Source organism: Nannocystis bainbridge, assembly GCF_028368995.1.
Lineage (GTDB): Bacteria > Myxococcota_A > Polyangia > Nannocystales > Nannocystaceae > Nannocystis > Nannocystis bainbridge.
In genome coordinates, this window is record NZ_JAQNDL010000001.1 from 2,639,775 (window position 1) to 2,658,098 (window position 18,324).

General features: G+C 71.9%; 14 protein-coding genes. 8 read left to right on the forward strand and 6 right to left on the reverse strand.

Annotated features, from left to right (window positions below; genetic code table 11):
- Positions 1-73: 73 nt before the first annotated feature.
- The 3 genes from POL25_RS10375 to POL25_RS10385 are packed head-to-tail and all read left to right on the forward strand — an operon-like array spanning position 74 to position 2,164.
- Positions 74-586, forward strand: coding sequence for a hypothetical protein (locus tag POL25_RS10375; protein ID WP_272085785.1), 513 nt, complete (start codon positions 74-76; stop codon positions 584-586).
- Positions 583-1,566, forward strand: a complete 984-nt coding sequence (locus tag POL25_RS10380) for an HTTM domain-containing protein (RefSeq protein ID WP_272085786.1) — start codon at positions 583-585, stop codon at positions 1,564-1,566. Before POL25_RS10375 ends, POL25_RS10380 begins: the two co-directional genes overlap by 4 nt.
- Positions 1,535-2,164 carry a TetR/AcrR family transcriptional regulator gene (locus tag POL25_RS10385; protein WP_272085787.1) on the forward strand — a complete coding sequence of 210 codons (630 nt, stop codon included), beginning with the start codon at positions 1,535-1,537 and terminating at the stop codon, positions 2,162-2,164. Before POL25_RS10380 ends, POL25_RS10385 begins: the two co-directional genes overlap by 32 nt.
- Before the next feature lie 158 nt (positions 2,165-2,322).
- On the opposite strand, the gene POL25_RS10390 is transcribed toward POL25_RS10385, so the two are convergent.
- Together POL25_RS10390 and POL25_RS10395 are read right to left on the reverse strand one after the other, a co-directional pair.
- Positions 2,323-2,670, reverse strand: a complete 348-nt coding sequence (locus tag POL25_RS10390; protein WP_272085788.1) for a hypothetical protein — start codon at positions 2,668-2,670, stop codon at positions 2,323-2,325.
- A gap of 242 nt (positions 2,671-2,912) precedes the next feature.
- A complete protein-coding gene (locus tag POL25_RS10395) occupies positions 2,913-5,492 on the reverse strand; it encodes an ATP-binding cassette domain-containing protein (RefSeq protein WP_272085789.1) in 2,580 nt (859 codons plus the stop codon).
- 86 nt (positions 5,493-5,578) lie between these two features.
- Here POL25_RS10395 and POL25_RS10400 point away from each other — a divergent pair, with 86 nt between their 5' ends.
- The gene (locus POL25_RS10400) at positions 5,579-6,151 is read left to right on the forward strand and encodes a hypothetical protein (protein ID WP_272085790.1); all 573 of its coding nucleotides are present in this window, start codon (positions 5,579-5,581) and stop codon (positions 6,149-6,151) included.
- Positions 6,152-6,168: 17 nt separating this feature from the next.
- On the opposite strand, the gene POL25_RS44200 is transcribed toward POL25_RS10400, so the two are convergent.
- Entirely contained in the window at positions 6,169-7,164 is a 996-nt protein-coding gene (locus POL25_RS44200; protein WP_272085792.1) for a PEGA domain-containing protein, read from the reverse strand.
- 136 nt (positions 7,165-7,300) lie between these two features.
- Between POL25_RS44200 and POL25_RS10410 the strand changes: the two genes are divergently transcribed.
- Positions 7,301-9,757 (forward strand): serine/threonine-protein kinase, encoded by a 2,457-nt coding sequence (locus POL25_RS10410; RefSeq protein ID WP_272085793.1) that lies wholly within the window; start codon positions 7,301-7,303, stop codon positions 9,755-9,757.
- A 60-nt stretch (positions 9,758-9,817) separates the two neighbouring features.
- On the opposite strand, the gene POL25_RS10415 is transcribed toward POL25_RS10410, so the two are convergent.
- The gene (locus tag POL25_RS10415) at positions 9,818-10,732 is read right to left on the reverse strand and encodes a hypothetical protein (RefSeq protein ID WP_272085794.1); all 915 of its coding nucleotides are present in this window, start codon (positions 10,730-10,732) and stop codon (positions 9,818-9,820) included.
- A gap of 628 nt (positions 10,733-11,360) precedes the next feature.
- Between POL25_RS10415 and POL25_RS10420 the strand changes: the two genes are divergently transcribed.
- Both POL25_RS10420 and POL25_RS10425 read left to right on the forward strand, forming a co-directional pair.
- The gene (locus POL25_RS10420; protein ID WP_272085795.1) at positions 11,361-12,257 is read left to right on the forward strand and encodes a UbiA-like polyprenyltransferase; all 897 of its coding nucleotides are present in this window, start codon (positions 11,361-11,363) and stop codon (positions 12,255-12,257) included.
- Positions 12,258-12,317: 60 nt separating this feature from the next.
- Entirely contained in the window at positions 12,318-12,788 is a 471-nt protein-coding gene (locus tag POL25_RS10425) for a hypothetical protein (RefSeq protein ID WP_272085796.1), read from the forward strand.
- 512 nt (positions 12,789-13,300) lie between these two features.
- On the opposite strand, the gene POL25_RS10430 is transcribed toward POL25_RS10425, so the two are convergent.
- Positions 13,301-14,101 (reverse strand): hypothetical protein, encoded by an 801-nt coding sequence (locus POL25_RS10430; protein ID WP_272085797.1) that lies wholly within the window; start codon positions 14,099-14,101, stop codon positions 13,301-13,303.
- Positions 14,102-14,916: 815 nt separating this feature from the next.
- A complete protein-coding gene (locus POL25_RS10435; RefSeq protein WP_272085798.1) occupies positions 14,917-17,541 on the reverse strand; it encodes a protein kinase domain-containing protein in 2,625 nt (874 codons plus the stop codon).
- A 99-nt stretch (positions 17,542-17,640) separates the two neighbouring features.
- Between POL25_RS10435 and POL25_RS10440 the strand changes: the two genes are divergently transcribed.
- Positions 17,641-18,252: an RNA polymerase sigma factor gene (locus POL25_RS10440; RefSeq protein WP_272085799.1), complete on the forward strand. Its 612-nt coding sequence runs from the start codon at positions 17,641-17,643 to the stop codon at positions 18,250-18,252.
- Positions 18,253-18,324 lie beyond the last annotated feature (72 nt).

The window sequence follows — 18,324 nt, forward strand, 5'->3', positions numbered from 1 at the left end:
GAACGCTGCGGCCGACCGCGCCCGCGATCTCCATCGCGGGCGCGGCCGGCCGTCGCCTCGTCGGAGACACCGCATGATCCTCCGGACCCGCATCTTGCTGCTCGGCGCCGCCGCCTTCCACCTCGCGCTCGTCGTGCTCGGCGGGCTCGGCTTCTGCCTGTGGGGCGCCGGCCCGCTCGGGCCGCTCTTGACGTATTACGCCGCGCTGACCGGGGCCGACAGCGGCTACGGTTTCTACGCGCCCTCGGTCGGCGACCCGCCGACCCTGACGCTGACGATCGTCGACGACGAAGGCCGCGCCCGCCTCGAGAGCCTCGCGCCGCGGATCACCCGCGAGGCCGACATCCGCGTCGAGGACCTCATCGAGGTGTTCCACAACCGCCGCATCGACGAGGCCGTGCGCGCCCGCCTGGCCGCCTCGTGGGCCGCGGAGCTGTTCTCGCGCCACCCGTCGGCGCGCAGCGTCACCGTCGACATGGGCTTTCATCGCGTGCCCTCGCTGGTGGCCGCCAGCCGCGGCGCCCCCACCCGCTGGCGCTCGGTCTACCGGGCCCGCGTGGTCCGCCCGGGCGGAGGTGAACCATGAAGGCTCGACTTCACGCGCTCGCCCGCGCGGTCGATCGCTTCTGCTTCGCGCCCGCGCGCCCGGCCCCGCTGGTGGCCCTGCGCATCGGCCTCGCGGCGGTCCTGCTGGCCCAGGCGCTGCAGATCGCGCCGCTCTATCACGCGCTCTATCACCACCGCGGCCTGCTGCGCGGCCCGCTCAAGGACAGCTTCGTGTCCGGCCACCTGCCGCGGCTCGGCGAGCTGCTGGCGTCGCCGTTCGAGTCGCAGGTCCTGGCGGTCCTCGGCGCGCTCTACGTCGCCAGCCTGGTCGGCATGCTGCTCGGCTGGCGCACCCGCGCCAGCACCTGCGCCGCCTGGCTGCTGCACTTCGTGTTCATGCGCCTGGCCCCGCACACCAACTACGGCGCCGACGACTTCGCCAACATCTTCCTGTTCTATTCGACCGTCGCCCCCGGCGGCGCCGCGCTGTCGCTCGACCGGCGGGCCGGTCGGGCGCATGACCTCCCGACCGCCGGCACGCGCCTGGCGATCCGCGTGATGCAGCTCCACCTCTGTCTCGCCTATCTGCTGTCCGGCCTGGAAAAGGCGCTCGGGCAGCAATGGCGTGACGGCGAGGCGATCTGGCGCTCGCTCGTGGCCCAGGGCTACGCGCTGCTGGACTTCACCTGGCTGGCCCACGTGCCGTGGCTGGCGACCGTGGCCGGCTGGTCGGTGCTGGTCGTCGAGATCGGCTACGCGGTGTTTGTCTGGCCGGCGGTCACGCGCCGCGGGTGGGTGGCCGCGGTCGCGGCGATGCACGCCGGCATCGGGGTCTTCATGGGCCTCCACGTGTTCGCGGGCGTGATGATCGTCCTGACGGTGTCGATGTTCGGGATCAGCGCAGAGCCCGCTAAATCCGTCGGAGAACTTCGAAATCGGCCGCGCGACTTCTTGCCCGCGCCGGCCGCGTCTTCGGGTACCGTGGACCGTGGCCAGGGCGCCCCGCCGCGAACCGGATGAGACCCGCGAACGCGCGCGGCTGCAGGTCGACGAGCGTCGGGCCCAGCTCGTCGCGCTGGGCCTGCGCCTGTTCAGCGAGCGCAGCTACGACGAGCTGTCGATCGACGACATCGCCAGCGCGGCCGGGATCTCCAAGGGGCTGCTCTATCACTATTTCTCGAGCAAGCGCGATTTCTACGCCGCGACCGTGCGCAGCGCCGCCGAGTCGCTGCTCGCCCGCACCGACCCGGCCGGGCACGGCCCCGACCCCGAGGCGCTGCTGGCCGCGCTCGACCAATATCTACAGTTCGCCGAGGAGCACGCCAGCGCCTACGTGGCCCTGATGCGCAGCGGCGTCGGCCACGACGCCGAGGTCGCGGCGATCGTCGAGGACACGCGCGCCCGCTTCGTCGCCCGCCTGGCCGGCCGCCTCGGCCTGTCCGAGATGCCGCCGCGCGTGCGCCTGGCCCTGCGCGGGTGGGTCGGCTGCGTCGAGGGCTCGAGCCTCGACTGGCTGGCTCGCCGCGACCTCCCCCGCGAAGATCTGCGCGACCTGCTGGCGCAGCTGCTGCTCGCCACGCTGATGGCCGTCGAAGCCACCCCGCAAGCGGCCGAGTGACAGTCACCGCGATCGGCGGTCGCGCGATTCGTCGCCGCCGCCGCGCACCCAAGAATAAATGCAGGCCCGACGAGGGCGAGCCGCAGCTCGCCCCCGCCGGACCTGCCGGGCGAGCGTGACACTGGTCGTCTCGGTCACGCCCGCCGCATCCCTTCACCTCAATCGCGCTCGCCGAAGCAGCGGTGCTCGACCCCGCCGCGGCCGCGACAGAACTGCTTCGCGCGCCGGACGCAGAGGTCGCGGTTGCCCCGGATACGGACCTTGTCGGTCACTCGGTGATAGCGATTGCCGCGCTCGCAGCGGGCCAGGCAGTAGCCGCGCACGTGGAAATCGTCGTCGTCGTAACACTCCCACCGCGAGGCCTCGCTCGGGTCCACCTCGTCGGTGAACTCGTCGATCGAGACGTCGGCCAGGGCGGCCGCCGCCTCTTCGGCCAGCGCCTCGACCGGCTGCTCGGGCGCCGCAAGAGCGGCCCACGCACTGAACAGTGCATTGAAAATCATCATGACACCTTCTCCTCTCACGATCGAATGTTCGCATCCACGCGCAACGTGGCACCCGTCGCGTCCAATGCGACGGGTGCCGGGAACCATGAGCCTGGTCCGCGCCGCCGTCGAGCAGGCTCTGCCGCGAAATTATGCGCCGGGCGGGCCGCCCGCGGCGGGCGGGCGGCAGTATGTACATATGTCCATCAGGACATATTGATCATATGCGCGGGTCTGCACATTGGCCCGCGCGCGGCCGACCGTCAGCGCTCGCGGTCGCGCCGCGCCAGCACCACCGCCGCGATGCCGACGCACAGCGCCGTGTACGCCAGCAGCACGCCCCAGACCTCGAGCACGTGCGCGGTCGAGGGGTCGTAATCGACGGTCGGGTAGACGGGGCAGCTCAGCGGGTTGCCGGGGATCGTGCAAGCGGCGAAGTCCCGCGGCGGCTGCAAATGGGTGACCGAGCCGAACGCCTCCATGGCCCAGCGCGCGCTGGTGACGTACGACAGCGGCGCGAGCCCGGCCGGCAAGGACACCAGCGCCATCGCCAGCAGCAGCTGCGGCACGAGCACCAGCGGCACCACGCTCATCGCCCGGTCGGAGGTCGTCGAGGTGCTCGACAGCAGGAGGCCCATGCCGAGCCCCGACAGAGAGCTCAAGAAGGTGGTGACCAGCAGGCTGCCGAAGAACCCCAGCCCCGCGACCCCGCGCACCACCGACACCGGCCCGTTCGCGGTGAAGGTCGTCACCGCCGCCGAGAAGTCGACCTTGGCCGCCAGCACCGTCAGCAGCACGATCGACTGCACGAGGCAGATCGCCGCCAGCACCACGAACTTGGCCAGCAGGTACGGGCCGATCCGCAGGTTCGCCAGCCGCTCGCGGCGGTAGATGGCCCGCTCTTTGGTCAGCTCGCGCGCCGAGCACAGGATCCCGCACCACACCGCGACCAGGGCGACGAGGAACAGCACCAGGCGCCCGTGCGAGCTCTGGAGGTCCTGCAGCGCGCCCTGGCGAGCCACGAGCACCAGGATCGCGCCGATGATCGGGGCCTGCAGCAGCAAGGTCGCCAGGTTGCGCCGGTCGACCGCCAGCAGCCGAATGTTGCGGCGGACCAGGATCACCCACTGCTGCCACGCCGACACCCGCGCCGTCTCCGGCCGGTCCTCCGGCGTGGTGCCGCCGACCTTCATCGCCGTCATCGTCATCGACGACCGGCTCTGCGTGCTGTGCAGCTTGCTCGGCTTGACCGCGGGCCCGCGCGCCTCGCCGGCCAGACGCTCGACGATGTAGCGCGTGCGGGCGTCCGAGCGGCGGAACCGCAGCTCCCACAGCTCGGCCAGCGACGGCTCGCCGCGCTCGTGGGCCTCGCGCCAGCGGGCGTACTCGCTGCGCAGCTCGCCGAGCACCAGCGGGTGCGACTCGTGGGCGTCGCCCTCGACCTTGGTGTAGATGTCGGCGAAGTCGCCGCTGCGGACCCCGAAGTGCTGCAGCGCCTCGGCCGGCGGCCCGAACCACACCAGCCGCGCGTCGGCCATGAACGCGATGTGATCGCATTGATGGATGTTGGCGGTCGCGTGGGTGACCATCACGATCGTGCGCCCGCCGTCGGCCAGCCGGCGCAGCGTGTACATCAGCCGCTTCTCGAGCCCGGGGTCGAGCCCCGAGGTCGGCTCGTCGAGGAAGAACAGGCTCGGGTCGGCCAGCAGCTCGGCGGCGATCGAGACCCGCTTGCGCTGGCCGCCCGACAGCTGGCTGATGCGCGTGGTCCGGCGGTCTTCGATGTCGACGTCGGCCAGCACCCGCTCGACCCGCGCCGCGATCTCGGCGTCGCCGGTGTCCTCGGGCAGGCGCAGCTGGGCGGTGAAGCGCAGCGCCTCGTCGACGGTGAGCGTCTGGTGGAGGATGTCGCTCTGCGGGACGTAGCCGACCTGGCCGCGGTAGGCGGCGAAGTTCGCGTAGTAGTCGTCGCCGTTGACCAGCACGTCGCCCTCGCTGGCCCGGCTGAAGCCCGACAGCGCGCCGAGCAGCGTCGACTTGCCCGCGCCCGAGCCGCCGACGATCGCCACGAACTCGCGCGGCAAGATCGCCAGCGACACGCGGTCGAGGATCACCTTGCCGCCGCCGACCACCCGCACGAGCCGCCGCGCCTTGAGCTCGATCGCCCCGCGGTGGTCGTACGAATCGAGCGAGCGCCCGTCGTAGGCCAGCTTGAACGGCCCCACCTGAATGATGTCACCACGCGCCAGCTTCTTGCTGAGCTGGACCCGCTCGCCGTTGACGAAGGTGCCGTTGGCGCTGCCGAGGTCGCGCACCTCGTGGCCATCCGCCAATGCCCGTACGGTCGCGTGCCGCCGCGACACCAGCAAGCTCGCCAGCGTCAGCTCGCAGCCCTCGCGGCCGATCGTGACCTCGGGCTGGTCGAGCCGACAGCGCGGCACCGACTCGTCCGGCGGCGCCATCGTCCGCGCCAGCCGCTGGTAGGTCATCGTCACGAAGCTGCCGGTGTACGGATCGCCGACCCGCAGCACGTCGCCGTGGCGCAGCTCGTGCTCGGACACCTGGTGTCCGTTGAACATCAGGCTGCACGGCCCGCCGAGGTCGCGGACGCGATAGCCGTCACCGACGCCGGTCGGCTCGAACCGCAGCTGATGCGCCGCGACGAACTCGGCCTTGACGACGATCCGGTTGTCGTCGGCGCGACCGAGGCGGAACGGCTTGCCGTCGAGCGGGTACGGCACCTCGCGCTTGTTCGGCTCGCGCACCACCAGCCGCGACGCTTGCAGCCGCACGGCCCAGGTCACTTCCGGCGACGGTTCGTCGCTGTCGGGCGTCAGCTCCACGCAAGCCTTGTATTTGCAGGATCCAGCCGGCACCCGCGAATGTCAACGTTTCTGGGCAATTTCCCCACGATGTGTATGCTTGGGGCATGACCACGAGGACCCAGATCTGTCAGACCCAGTCCCGCGTGCAGGCCCGGTCGGCCGTGAGCCTTGTTCCTCGCGGGCTCGTCCTCGCCGCCGCGCTCGTCGCCGTCGCCTGCGACGACTCCGCCGAGCAGCGTAAACCTGGCCCGACGCCGGCGGTCCCCGCGGTCGACCGCACCAAGGACACGCCGCCGGCCGAGCCCAAGCCGACGCGCCCTGCCACCGGCGCCGACACGCCGACGAGCCCGACCGCGACCGACCCGAAGCCCTCCACCGGCTCGCCCACCGACGTCGCCGCGGTCGTGCGCACCTACAGCGGCTGCTACAGCGATTGCGTCTCCGAGAAGAAGGCGACCAACCGCGAGACCTGCAAGCTGACCTGCGACGACGCCGCCGAGGCCGCGATCGAGAGCATGCCCGGCGGTCCGTCGAAGGAGAAGTTCAAGGCCGCGGCCGCCAGCTTCACCGGCTGCGTCAACTCCTGCTTCGCCGACAAGAGCCTCAACACGACCAACCGCGCCACCTGCGTGTTGACCTGCCAGGACGCCGCCGAGGTCGCCGCGATCGGCAAGTGACCTCCGGCGCAGCGCGCTCAAAACCGCGCCATCACGCCCAATCCGGTCGGCAGCACCCGCGCGCTCCGGACCGACCGCGGCGCGCGATTGCGCACCAGCGCGACGATCCCCAGCGTCAACAGCACCGCCCCCGACACCGCCAGCGCCGCCCCGCCCCAGCCGGTGTTGAAGAGCCAGCGGCAGTCGCCGTCGGCGTCGACCTCGGCGCCCGTGCAGCGCTTCTTGAACGGCAGGTCGTCGAGCGCGAGCAAGGCCACGCCCGCGCCGAACAGCAGCACGCCGCCGCCGACCGCCGCCCCGCCGAGCGCCCGCTGCCGCGGGCTGCCAGGGGTGCGCTGCAGCGGGATCACGAGGTCCTCGCGCGCGCCGGCGACGAACGTCAGCTCGCGCTCCTCGGCGACGAAGCCCGGCATGGTCACGCGGATCTTCCGCGCCCCGGCGAGCAGCGGCCGCTCGAGCGGAGTGGTGCCGACGAGCTCACCGTCGACGTGGACCCGCGCGCCGCTCGGCCGGGTGTCGAGGATCAACATCGGCGGGCCTTGCCCGAGCGCGGCCAGCCGCGTCTGCAACAGGGCGCCCTGCGAATCCAGCAGGTCGGCGACCTCGCCGACGCCGCAGATCTCGCACCGCTCCTGCGACTTGAAGAGCACCGCGCCGGAGCCCGCGTCGACCAGCTCGAGCTCGAGCAAGAAGTCGCGGCTCTTCATCGTGATCGACGTGCGCACCAGGTGCGTCGCGCCCGCCTCGCGCAACCGCTCGAGCGCATCGCCGGCGCGGTCGGCCGCGTCCTGCTCGACCAGCGCGAAGCTGCCACGCCCGAGCCCGCGCCGCAGGCCCACGACCCAACCCTTGCGCGTGGCCTCGTCGACCTGCCCCTCGAGCTTGAGCGGCACCACGGCGATCCGCACCGATTCGGCCGGCGTCGCCGCGTTTTCGGCCGGCGCGGCCCTCACCACCCCGGCGGGCGGCATCGCCAGCAGCCACCCGAGAAGCACGCAAAGCGGGACCCGCACCCCCGTACCCTAGCATCAACGCCCGCGCCCCAGTGCGCCCGCGGGGGCGTGCCCGCACCGCGCGAAATCGCGCACCGTGGTTCTCACCCCTTGTCCTGGCCCCCCTTGGCCGCCCACACTCGAAGCGCCCGCCCGGATGCCCGCGCCGCCCCGAGACCTGATCCCGGCCCCGCTCGTGCCCGCCCCGCCGCGCGGCCCCGCGGGCCTTGCCGCGGCCGTCGACTCCTGGACGATCTCGTTCGACGAGCCGCCGGCGCCCGATCGCCCTGACGACCGCGCCGTCACGCGCAAGGACCACCTCGGGCAGGCGCCACCGCCGGTCCGCCAGGACGACCGCGCCGTCACTCGCAAGGAGCTCAGCGGCCCGCGGCCCGACGCCATCACCCGCAAGGACGCAGGCCCGGGCGACGAGGCCCGCCCCGAACCAGTGCGCCCGCTCGCCGGCAAGACCGGTCGCGGCGGCCCCGGCCGCGTCATCACGCGCAGCGGCGCCGCGCAGGGCAACGCCGACAGCAAGCAGGTCCGCCTGTTGCCCGGCCGCCGGGTCCCCGGGACCCGCTACCGCCTGATCCGCTGGCTCGGCGAGGGCGGCATGGGCGTCGTCTACGAGGCCGAGCACGAGGACATCGAGCGCCGCGTGGCCCTCAAGATCCTCCGCCACGAGGCCAGCGAAGACCCGCAGCAGGCGGCCCACTTCCGCGACGAGGCCCGCGCCGCCAGCCGGATCGGCTCGCCCAACATCGTCGAGATCTTCGACTTCGGCGAGCTGCCCGACGGCCGCCTGATGTTCGCGATGGAGCTGCTGAACGGCCACGGCCTCGACAGCGAGCTCGACAAGTGTCCGATGGACCAGGCGCGGATGATCGGGATCCTGCGCCAGGTCTGCAAGGGCCTGGCGGCGGCGCACGAGGTCGGGATCATCCACCGCGACGTCAAGCCCGACAACATCATTTTGGTCGGCCACAACGGCAAGGCCGATTGGGTCAAGGTCGTCGATTTCGGCATCGCCACCGTGCACGCCGAGACCGACGCCGGGGCCGCCGGCACGCCGCACTACATGGCACCCGAGCAGGTGCTGGGCCAGAGCTTCGACGGCCGCCTCGACATGTACTCGTTCGGCTGCACCGCCTACGAGCTGCTGGTCGGCAAGCCGCCGTTCGTGGCGCCGACGATCGAGGAGATCCTCGAGCATCAGCTGGCCAAGACGCCGACGCCGCCGTCGGAGCTGTGTCCGCCGGGCTCGGTGCACCCGGCGCTCGAGGCGGTGATCCTGCGCTGCCTCGAGAAGGAGCCGGACCACCGCTACCGCGACATGCGGGACGTCGAGGCCGCCCTGTGCGAGGCCCAGATCGCCGCCGGCCTGCACACCGCCTACGACGACCTCGCGCTGCCCGAGGTCGACGCCGACCGCTACGAGCGGCTGCGCCGCGACATGCCGCAGCCGGGCATGATCCGCCAGCGACGGCGGTGGCTGTGGCCGGCGATCGCCGGCGCCAGCACCTTGCTGGCGCTGCTGCTGGCGCTCGCGCTATGGAACCTGCGCCGCGCGCCCGCGCCGGAGGAGCAGCTCGCCGTCGACACCCTCGTCAACGACGCGCGGGCCGCCGGCGCCCGCGCCTACTGGGTCTACCCGCCCGAGGACGAGCCCCAGCTGACCGCGCTGCTGAAGATCCGCGCGCTCGAGGAGCTGCGCGGCGGGGCCCGCTCGCTGGCCAACGGCAAGGCGATCGAGCTGCGCGAGGAGTTCGCGCAGACGCTGGTCCGGCTCGGCGATCAGTACTGGGAGATGGACGGCGGCAAGCCGTTCGCCCGCGACTACTACATCCAGGCGGTGCTGTTCGACCCGAACGACGTCCGCGCCCGCGAGCGCTCCGGCGTGACCCCGGGCTTCATCTCCGACCTCGAGGACCGGGCCCTCAGCGGCGGCTTCACCCCGGCCGAGCTGCGCAACACCGGCGTGCTGGTGGCGCTCGCCGAGGAGGACACGAGCAAGCGCGACAGGGCGCTGCTCGACCTCGTCGACGGCGCCGACAACACGTCGCTGGTGATCGCCGCGTCGGCCGAGAAGCTGGTCCAGTCGACCCAGGCGCGGCCGAAGGGCGGGCGCCGTGCGAACGAGGCCCGGCCCGAGACGACCGCCGCCGAGCCCGGCGCGCCGCAGCCGTCCGCGGCCCAGCCCGAGCCCGAGCCGAGCACGCCGAGCAAGCCACCCGCGGCCGGCAGCAAGCGCGACGTCAAACAGTCGACCACGCTGGCCAAGGACGCCCGCTCCGCCCTGGCCTCCGGCGACCGCAAGCGGGCCGAGACGCTCTTCCACCAGGCGCTGGCCGCCGACAACCGCAACGCGGTGGCGCTGATCGGCCTGTCGGACCTCGAGTTCGACAAGGGCGCCCACCAGCGCGCCGCCGACTACGCCGAAAAGGCGATCGCCGCCGCGCCGAAGACCGCCCTCTACCACCTCAAGCTCGGCGACGCCTACTTCAAGCTGCTGCGCTACGCCGACGCCCGCCGCGCCTACGACAAGGCCAAGGAGCTCGGCTCCCGCGACGCCGACGAGCGCCTCACCAAGCTCAAGGCCAAGCTCGGCAAGTAGGCCGGATGTCCCTCGGGACATGCCCGCTCGGGCATGTCCATGAGGACATGTCCCGCGGCGCTACTCGCCGACCTCGACCCGCCGGACCAGCATCGTGAAGCTCTCGAGCGCGTGGCAGCAGGTGTTGTACTGCGCCCGCTCGACGTCGATGGCGAAGCTCTCGCCGCCGCCGATCGCCAGCTCGCCGCGGTGGCCGGAGAACAGGCTCAGGGCCTGGCCTTCGAGCGTGAAGTCGAGCTGGTACGAGGTCTCGAGCGCGTCGAAATGGACCGGGCCGCACGCCTCGGTGAGCTCGATGGCGATCGGCGCGAACACCTCGGGGATGAGGCCGCCGACCCGCGGCGCGAACCCGGCCGCCAGCAGGGCGTCGTCGGCGGCGGCGCGCAGCTCGAGCTGCTTCTCCGAGTAGACCTCGAGGTTCTCGAAGCGCGAGGCCAGCTGCACGTTGTCGCCCGCGGCCCACGCGACCTCGCCCTCGGGCGCGGCCGGCAAGATCAGCTTCGCGCTGCGCGGCACGTCGCCGTCGAGGCAGGTCAGCGTCGTGACCGACTTGCCCGCCTCCGTCGCCACCGCGCCGACCGTGCACGGCAGGTCGACGTCGTGGTGGCCGTCCGAGTCGTCGATCTCCACCACGAATTCGGCCAGCGCCGCCGGGTCGCTCTCCGAGCAAGCGGCCGGCAGCTCGCCCTCGGTCTCTCCCTCTGTCTCTCCCTCTGTCGCGCCCTCCGTCGCGCCCTCCGTCGCACCCTCCGTCGCGCCCTCCGTCGGATCGACGCCCGTATCGGTCGGCTCGGTCGCGCCTTCGGTCGCCCCTTCGGTCGCCCCTTCGGTCGCCCCTTCGGTCACGCCCTCGGTCGCTCCTTCGGTCTCCTGCGGCGCCGTCTGCGACGAGCCTTCCTGCGCGGTGGAGCACGCCATCGCACCGCAGCACAAACCCGTGAACACCCAGTAATTAAAGCCACGAAACGCAATCATGCTGCCGGTGTAGCACAGGCGCGAGGGCCCGCAAAAGCCTGCAGCCGACGGTCACGCGATTTCTCGAGCGAGACATGCCCGCACGGTATGTCACTCGCGCCATGACACGCCGGACATAGTGAACCATCGCTGTCTCGGAGAACATGTCTCCCGGGACATGTTATTCGCGCGCCGCCCTGGCGCACGCGCGCGCGCGCGCTCGCCTGTACGCACGAGCAGCGACCTCGATGCACATGTCTCTCGGGACATGTCTCGCGCGCCGTCCTGGCGCACGCGTGCGCGACCGGACGCACGAGCAGGCGACCTCGATGCACCTGTCTCTCGGGACATATGACTCGCGCGCCATCCTGGCGCTCTCGCGCCATCCTCGCGCACGCGTGCGCGCTCCATCCACATGTCTCTCGGGACATCCACCCCTGGCGCTCGAGCACCTCGCGTCTCGCCGCGCGCCTCGCCTTGCGACCTGTCCCCGAGGACATCCTCTCCGCCTCGCCCCTCCTCCCCTGCGCCCGGACCGCACCCGCGTGCGGCCCGTCGCACCGCCCAGGCCGCCCCGGTTGCCCTTCCGCACGCCCCTCCGGCCGCCTGCCGCGGCCTCCCCGCCTCGCGCGCTGCTACACTCGCGCGCGTGACCGCAGCTCCGGCCCCGTGGCTCGTCGTGCGTCGCCTCGGCGGACTCGTCCGCTTCAGCCACACCGTCTTCGGCCTGCCGTTCGCGCTCGCCGCGGTCGCGCTCGCCCACCGGCACGCGCTCGCGCACGGCGGGCCCGGCCTCGACCTCGGGCGCCTCGCGCTGATCGTGCTCGCCTTCACGGCTGCGCGCACCGCCGCCATGGGCTTCAACCGGATCGTCGACCGCCGGATCGACGCCGCCAACCCGCGCACCGCCATGCGCGAGCTGCCCGCCGGCCTGGTCTCGCTGCGCGCCGCCGTCCTGCTGACCGTCGTCGCCTCTGTGGCCTTCCTCGGCTGCGCCTGGCTGCTCGGGCCCGTGCCCCTGTTGCTGTCGCCGGCCTGCCTGCTGGTCGTGCTCGCCTACAGCTATTTCAAGCGCTTCTCGTGGGCGGCCCACCTGGTGCTCGGCGTCGCGCTGGCGCTGGCGCCCGGAGGCGCGTGGGTGGCCGTCACCGGCGATCTCGCCGCGCCCGCGACCCCGCTGTGGCTGATGCTCGCGGTCGCCACCTGGGTCGCCGGCTTCGACATCCTCTACAGTCTGCAGGACGAAGCCTTCGATCGCGAGCAGCGGCTGCACTCGATCCCCGTCCGCTTCGGCACCGTCGGCGCCCTCGTCTTCAGCGGCCTCCTCCACGTCGCCACCGTCGCCGCGCTGATGGTCGTGCACGTGCGCGAGGGCCTCGGCGTCGTCCACGGCGTCGGCGTGGCCCTGATCGCGGCGATCCTCGTCTACGAGCACGCGATCGTGCGCCCCGGCGATCTCAGCCGGATCGACAAGGCGTTCTTCGATCTCAACGGCTACATCAGCCTGGCTTACCTCGCCTGCGCCCTGATCGCCACGCTGCTGTAGCCACACGGCGAATTCGCGGCTGCCCACGACAGCCCCGCGCTGGCTCGAGCGCCTCCCCTCGTGCGACGCTCTGGCCATGCCGAAGCGCCGCAGCGGACCGCCGCAGCGATTCCGTCGCTGCACGACCAGGAGCTGACCGGCGGGCCGCTCGAGCAGGCAGTCCGCCTCGTCGTCTGTCCCCGCTGCGACGGCTGCGCCCGCTTCGTCACCGACTACGTCGGCGATCCGCCGCCGACGCGCAAGCGCCGGATGTACTGCCGCGCCTGCAGCTTCGTGCAAGACGAGCCGACCAGCGCCGAGCCGTGGCTGCGCACGATGTGCTGCGGCCACGTGCTGTGGGCCCACGACGCCGAGCACCTGCAATTGCTCGAGGACGACGTGCGCAGCCCGCTGCGCGAGCGCCTCCGCATCCGCCTGGGCGAACGGGCGCTGCTGGCTCGCCTGCCGCGCTGGCTCATCCTCGCCCGCCACCGCGACGAGGTCTTGCGAGCCCTCGCCCGCCTGCGCCGCATGATGGTCGCTGAAGCCTGACCCTCGCGCTCGCTGCGTCGCAACATGTCCATCGGGACATCTGCAACGATTCCCGTGCGCGACCTGGTGCGCCGGCGAATAAACCAGCGCTCGCCGTTGGGAAGAATGGATGCACCGGCACCCGATGTCATCCTTCGGCCTCACTGTCAGTTCCTCTCCCACGCGCGAATCACCGCCCGAGAGCGCCCGGCTCGCGAAAGCGCGTGGTCACGAGCCTCGGATCTCGAAAGATCCGCGCGCGTGGCCCCGCATCGTTCATCGCAGAAAAGGTGACGAGAGCGGCCGGTTCGCGCCAGGAGTCGCATGCACCGTTACTCCGGCCGCTCTCGTCGGGAGCGTGTGGCCCACCGTGTCCCGGAGGACAGCGGTGGCCACCTTCGAATCCTTGCACGAAGGGGACGAGACGCGGCGAGCTCGCAAGGAGGTCCTGGTCAAGCGAGCTCGCCGCGCTCATCGAAGGGGGTCGGGCCAGCCAGCGGCGATCGCGGCCGGGCCCGCAGTCGGTCCTGCGATTACTCGCAGAAGAAGAAGCCGGCGTAGATGTCGCCGTCGCAGAACAGCGCGCCGCCGAGGTTACAAGCCGCCTGGCAGTGGGCCATCAGGCCGGCCTGGCAGGCCGCCATCTCGTGAAGGCTGCAGTCCTCGCCGAGCTCGACGATGCACGCCGCCTCGACCGCCACCGGCGAGCACTTGGCGAGGCACTCGAGGCCCAGGTCGACCGCGCACTCCACGTTGGCCCCGAGGTTCACGTCGAGGCAGATGTCGAGGTCGAGGTCGACGTCCGCATCGAGGTCGACGTCGAAGCAGGCGTCGAGCAGCCCGTCGAGGTCGATGTCGATGTCGATGCCGAGGTCGATGTCGATGCCGAGGTCGTCGCCGCAGCCCGCCGACCCGAGGAACACGCCGTCGCAGAACAGCGCGCCGTCAGCCTCGATCTCCGCCTCGCAGTGGGCCGTCACGTCGGCCACGCAGTCGAGGAACGCGTCGAGGCCACAATCGACGCCGAGCTCGGCGATGCACGCGGCTTCGACGCTGAGCGGATTGCAGTAAAGCTCGGCCTCGAGGTCCTTGACGATCGCGCAATCAGCTCCGAGACCGACCTCGATGTCGAAGCACTTGCCGAGGTCGAGGTCGATGTCGCCGTCGAGGTCGATGTCGATGTCGAGGTCGAGCCCCAATCCTCCCCAGCCCGGGAAGCCGCCGCCACAGCCGTTCTCGCAGCCGTGGGCGTCGGCAGAGGGGGTCGTGACGACGATCCCGGCGGTGGTGGCGAACGCGGCGGCGACGAAGATGGAAGAGATGATGCGGGTCATGGTGAGCCTTCCTTCCGGTGTCGGAAAGTGTGTAGATCGCTGGTAGATGGGGGTCTACGCGGCGAGGAGACCATCGAGTCGCCGCGGAGGATCCCGGCAGGCGACATTGACGAGGCAACCATGGGGCGCACGTCGATCGGGGCAAGCAAAAAATCGTGGGTGGACGATGCGCCCCGGGGTCCAATGGCCGCGTGGTCGGTTCGCTACACCGCCGTCAGAGCCGCTGCAGAGGCTCTTTCGGCCAAATTGATAGATCCGAGTGCAACGCGACAAAGGCCGGGCCGAGCCCGGTCTCAGGCCGGCGGGTTGCGGAAGCCGCGCTGCGAATTCCAGCGTTTGGGCGGCAATTGCTGGCGAATTGGCACGATAGCAGTCCGCGCGAACGACCAATTCATTGCCAGCACCTGCAAACTGTAGGCAACGGTAGCCACGTGGCCGGCGCCGTCCATCGCCGATTCGGCGCCATGCCACGCACGAGTCCGCCAGTGTGATGATTCCGGGCTCATCCAGCCGAATCGCGGTATGCCGCCGCTTCACGACCGATTCGGCCGATGAGCCCGGCCCCGCTCCGCCTTGCATATCCGAGGATTGATCAGGGGCCACCCGAGCGAGGGTGAGGACAATTCATTGGCCCGATCGCGGGACACTCCCGACATTTGGCCTCGACGGCCGCGCTCGCCGATAAACCACGTTCACACGGGCGTAGCAGCGCCTGGAACACGTTTCTATCGACGATGACGTCTCCCCGGCGCAGCGGCTCGGCCCGGTGCTGTCAAATGCAGGTGCTACGATATGTCTCTTCCGACATATGGTTATTATCGCGGGGCTCGCAGCACGTACTCCCGCTCGAGCGTCTTGCCGCGGCGCTCGATCGTCAGCGTCAGCCGCCCGCGGGACAGCACCGCGTCGGTGTCCCACAGGAAGTCCTGGCCCACCGGCACGCCGTCGACGGCGACGATCTGGTCGCGGGTGCGGAGATCGAGCCGGCGCATCACGTCGCTGCCGTACGCGCCTCCGACCCGGAACCCGACCAGCTCACCGTCCTTGCCGTCCGGCCTGAACCATCCGCCCTCGAGCAGCGCCTCCGGATCGATGTCCCCGGCGACGATGGCAGGATCGATCTCGCAGCGGCTGTGGTCGTAGGTGCAGCGCACCCCCTCGGCGAGCTCCGGCGTGTTCGCGACGACGGTGCCGGCCGAGAAGTCGAGGTACCCGCGCTCGCCCGGGCTGCGGCGGTCGGGCTCGTCGGCGCTCGCGGTCCGCAGCGCCTGCGCGCCGGCCACGTCGCCGACGTACTCGAGCAGCGCCGCCTGCTGTTCACGCAGCCACCCGCGCCGCGCCGCGTCGGTCTCGCCGCGCAGCGCGCTCGTGAACTCGTGGAGCGCCACGCGCACCGGCTCGCACGCGGACCGCGTGTCCTCGACCGAGGCGCAGCCGCCCGCGGGCACCACGTGGCGCACGTGCGCCGCCGCGACGATCGCCAGGTCGGCGGCCAGGCGGCGCCGCAGTCGGTGCTCCGCCGGCAGCTTGGCCAGCGCCGCGCGCAGGCCGTCCCACGCCGCCAGCCGTGCGTGGTCGCTGTGCGGCCCGGCCTCGAGCAGCTCGGCCTCGGCGGCCCACGCCCGCGCCGCGACATCGGCGAACCCGGCCGTCGCGCTCGCCTCCGCGACCGTGCGCAACGCCTTGAGGGCGCGCGTGCGCGGCGGCGGCTTGCGCTCGAGATGAACGATGCGCTCGCCCGAGCGCGGATCGTTGTACGTGAACTTGTTCGGCTCGTCCGACGGATCGTGAAATTGGAGGACGCCGACAGCGAGGTCGATCTCGGCGTTGACGCGCGCGTCACCCAGCAACATCGCCGACGCCAGCGCTTCCATGTTCTTGCCCATCTCCGGCTGCCGCGCCGCCGCCAAAGCCCGCGGCGCGTAACCGGCGGCCAACAGCAAGCGCGCGCGCCAGCCCGCGCGCCGGGTCGCCGCGAAGCCCTGGCTGGTGAGCGTGTTGTAGAGCGACGGCTCCGCGCAGTCGGCGAGGTCGGGCAAGAACTCCGCCGCGTGTCCGACCAGCGCCGCGCTCTCGCGGGCCCCCTCCGCCACCACCGTCGCAAGATCGTCGAGCGCGCCGAGGCGGTCTTCGAGGCACGTGTTGGTCCAGTTGTAGGCGTCCTTGGTCGCCGACGGCGTCGCCGACACCTCGCGCCAGCGCGCCGCGTAGGCGTCGAGCGCCGTCACCAGGATGTCGACCTCCACCCGTACCTGCGGCAGCGCCGCCCGCAGCGTCCGCTCCCGCTCCCCGTTCCACACCTCGTCGATGCTCTTGCCCGGCCGCTCGTCGAGCTCGAAGGTCACCGTCTCCGGCAAGACCGCCGCCGCCGGCGTCGGCGGGTCGCCGGCGAAATACTGATATGCCCCGAAGGACATGGCCGCAGAGACAGCCACGCCGGCGACCGCCAGCCCCGGCCGCCACACCCGTCGCCCGGCGGCCCGGGTCAGCGCAGCCAGCAGCGCTTCCATCGATCCGAACCGGGCCTCCGGATCGGTCTGCAGCCCGCGCTCCAGCACCGCCTGCAGCGCCCGCGGCAGCGGCCGCGTCGGCTTGACCATCGCCTTGCGCTCGAACGCCTCGCACAGCTGGGCCACGTTGTCGCCGCGGAACGGCCGGTGCCCGTGCAACGCCTCGAACAACACCACGCAGAACGCGAACTGATCGCTGCGCGCGCTGGCCTGACGGCCCTGCAGCTGCTCCGGGGCCATGTACGCCGGCGTCCCGAGCACCGCGCCGGTGCGTGTCATCGGCTCGGCCAGGGCCGCCGCGTGGTCCTCGGTGGTCTGCTCGGCCTCGGCGATCGCGTCCTCGCCGAGCCGGGCCAGGCCGAAGTCGGAGATACGGATCCGCCCGCCGCCGACGAGCACGTTGGCCGGCTTGAAGTCGCGGTGCACCAGCCCCGCCGCGTGCGCCGCCGCCAGCCCGCGCCCGGCCTGCAGCAAGACCTCGACGATCTCCTGCCAGCGCCGCGGCCCGGCCCTGAGCCAGTCGCCGAGGGTCCCGCCGCCCTCGTACTCCATCGCGATCCACACCTGCTCCGCGTGCACCCCGGCGTCGAACACCGCGAGCACGTTCGGGTGCTGCAGCCGCGCCATCGCCTGCGCCTCGCGCAGCAGTCGCTGCTGCCCCCGCGGCCCGAGCTGGCCCGGGTGCAGCAGCTTGAGCGCGACCGTGCGGTCGAGCTGCGGGTCGCGGGCCGCGTACACCACCCCCATCCCGCCGGCGCCGACCACCCGCAGCACTTGGAACCGGGCGATCGTGCTCGGCTCGTGCGGCTCGTCGAACAGCGCCGCCGCGACCTGCCGGCGGATCTGCTCGAGCGGGCGCAGTGGTTCGTGGTCGGGCGCGTGCAACGTGTCGGAGCTCGGGGTCAAATCTTCGAAGGCGACGGCGGTCATGGGAGGCTCTCTCCCGCGACGTTCCTCGAGCATGCCGCTCGATCACGACCGCGGACGATTTTTTTCACCGCCCGCGGCCGACCCGACTACCATTCCCCCGTGGAGACCGACGAGGCGCTGGTGGCCGCGTGGCGCGGCGGGGACAAGCGGGCCGGCAGCCGGCTGTTCGCCCGCCACTTCGAGCCGATCGCCCGCTTCTTCTACAGCAAGGTCCAGACCGGCGTGGAGGACCTCGTGCAGCGCACCTTCCTCGCCCTCGTCGAGCGCAGCGACAGGCTGCCCGAGGGCGTGCCGGTCCGCGCCTACTTGTTCGGGATCGCGCGCCACCTGCTGCTCCGCCGCTTCCGCGACCAGTACCGCGACGGCATCTTCGACGGCGACACCGTCTCGGTCGCCGACCTCGGCGAGTCGCCCAGCGCGCTGATCGACCGCCGCGAGCACCTGCAGCTCCTCTACCAGGCCCTGCGCGCGCTGCCGCTCGAGCTGCAGATCGTCGTCGAGCTGTTCTACTGGGAGGGCTTCACCGCCCCGGCCATCGCCGCCGCGCTGGAGCTGCCCGAGGGCACCGTGCGCAGCCGCCTCCGCCGCGCCCGCGAGCTGCTCGGCGACCGCATCGCCGCCCTCGCCCCCGCCCCCGAGCTGGCCGCCGCGACCATGAACGACCTCGAGCGCTGGGCCCGCGAGCTGCGCGACCAGCTCGGCAAAGGTTGAGCCTGTCCCTCGGAGCATGCCCTCCAGGACATGCCCCGGAGAGCATGTCCGCCAGGGCATGTCCCCGCGGCC

Coding starts and splice junctions, on each gene's coding strand:
- POL25_RS10430 (WP_272085797.1), bottom strand. CDS start 14,101: ATGACCCGCATCATCTCTTCCATCTTCGTCGCCGCCGCGTTCGCCACC.
- POL25_RS10415 (WP_272085794.1), bottom strand. CDS start 10,732: ATGATTGCGTTTCGTGGCTTTAATTACTGGGTGTTCACGGGTTTGTGC.
- POL25_RS10410 (WP_272085793.1), top strand. CDS start 7,301: ATGCCCGCGCCGCCCCGAGACCTGATCCCGGCCCCGCTCGTGCCCGCC.
- POL25_RS10435 (WP_272085798.1), bottom strand. CDS start 17,541: ATGACCGCCGTCGCCTTCGAAGATTTGACCCCGAGCTCCGACACGTTG.
- POL25_RS10400 (WP_272085790.1), top strand. CDS start 5,579: ATGACCACGAGGACCCAGATCTGTCAGACCCAGTCCCGCGTGCAGGCC.
- POL25_RS10390 (WP_272085788.1), bottom strand. CDS start 2,670: ATGATGATTTTCAATGCACTGTTCAGTGCGTGGGCCGCTCTTGCGGCG.
- POL25_RS10380 (WP_272085786.1), top strand. CDS start 583: ATGAAGGCTCGACTTCACGCGCTCGCCCGCGCGGTCGATCGCTTCTGC.
- POL25_RS10375 (WP_272085785.1), top strand. CDS start 74: ATGATCCTCCGGACCCGCATCTTGCTGCTCGGCGCCGCCGCCTTCCAC.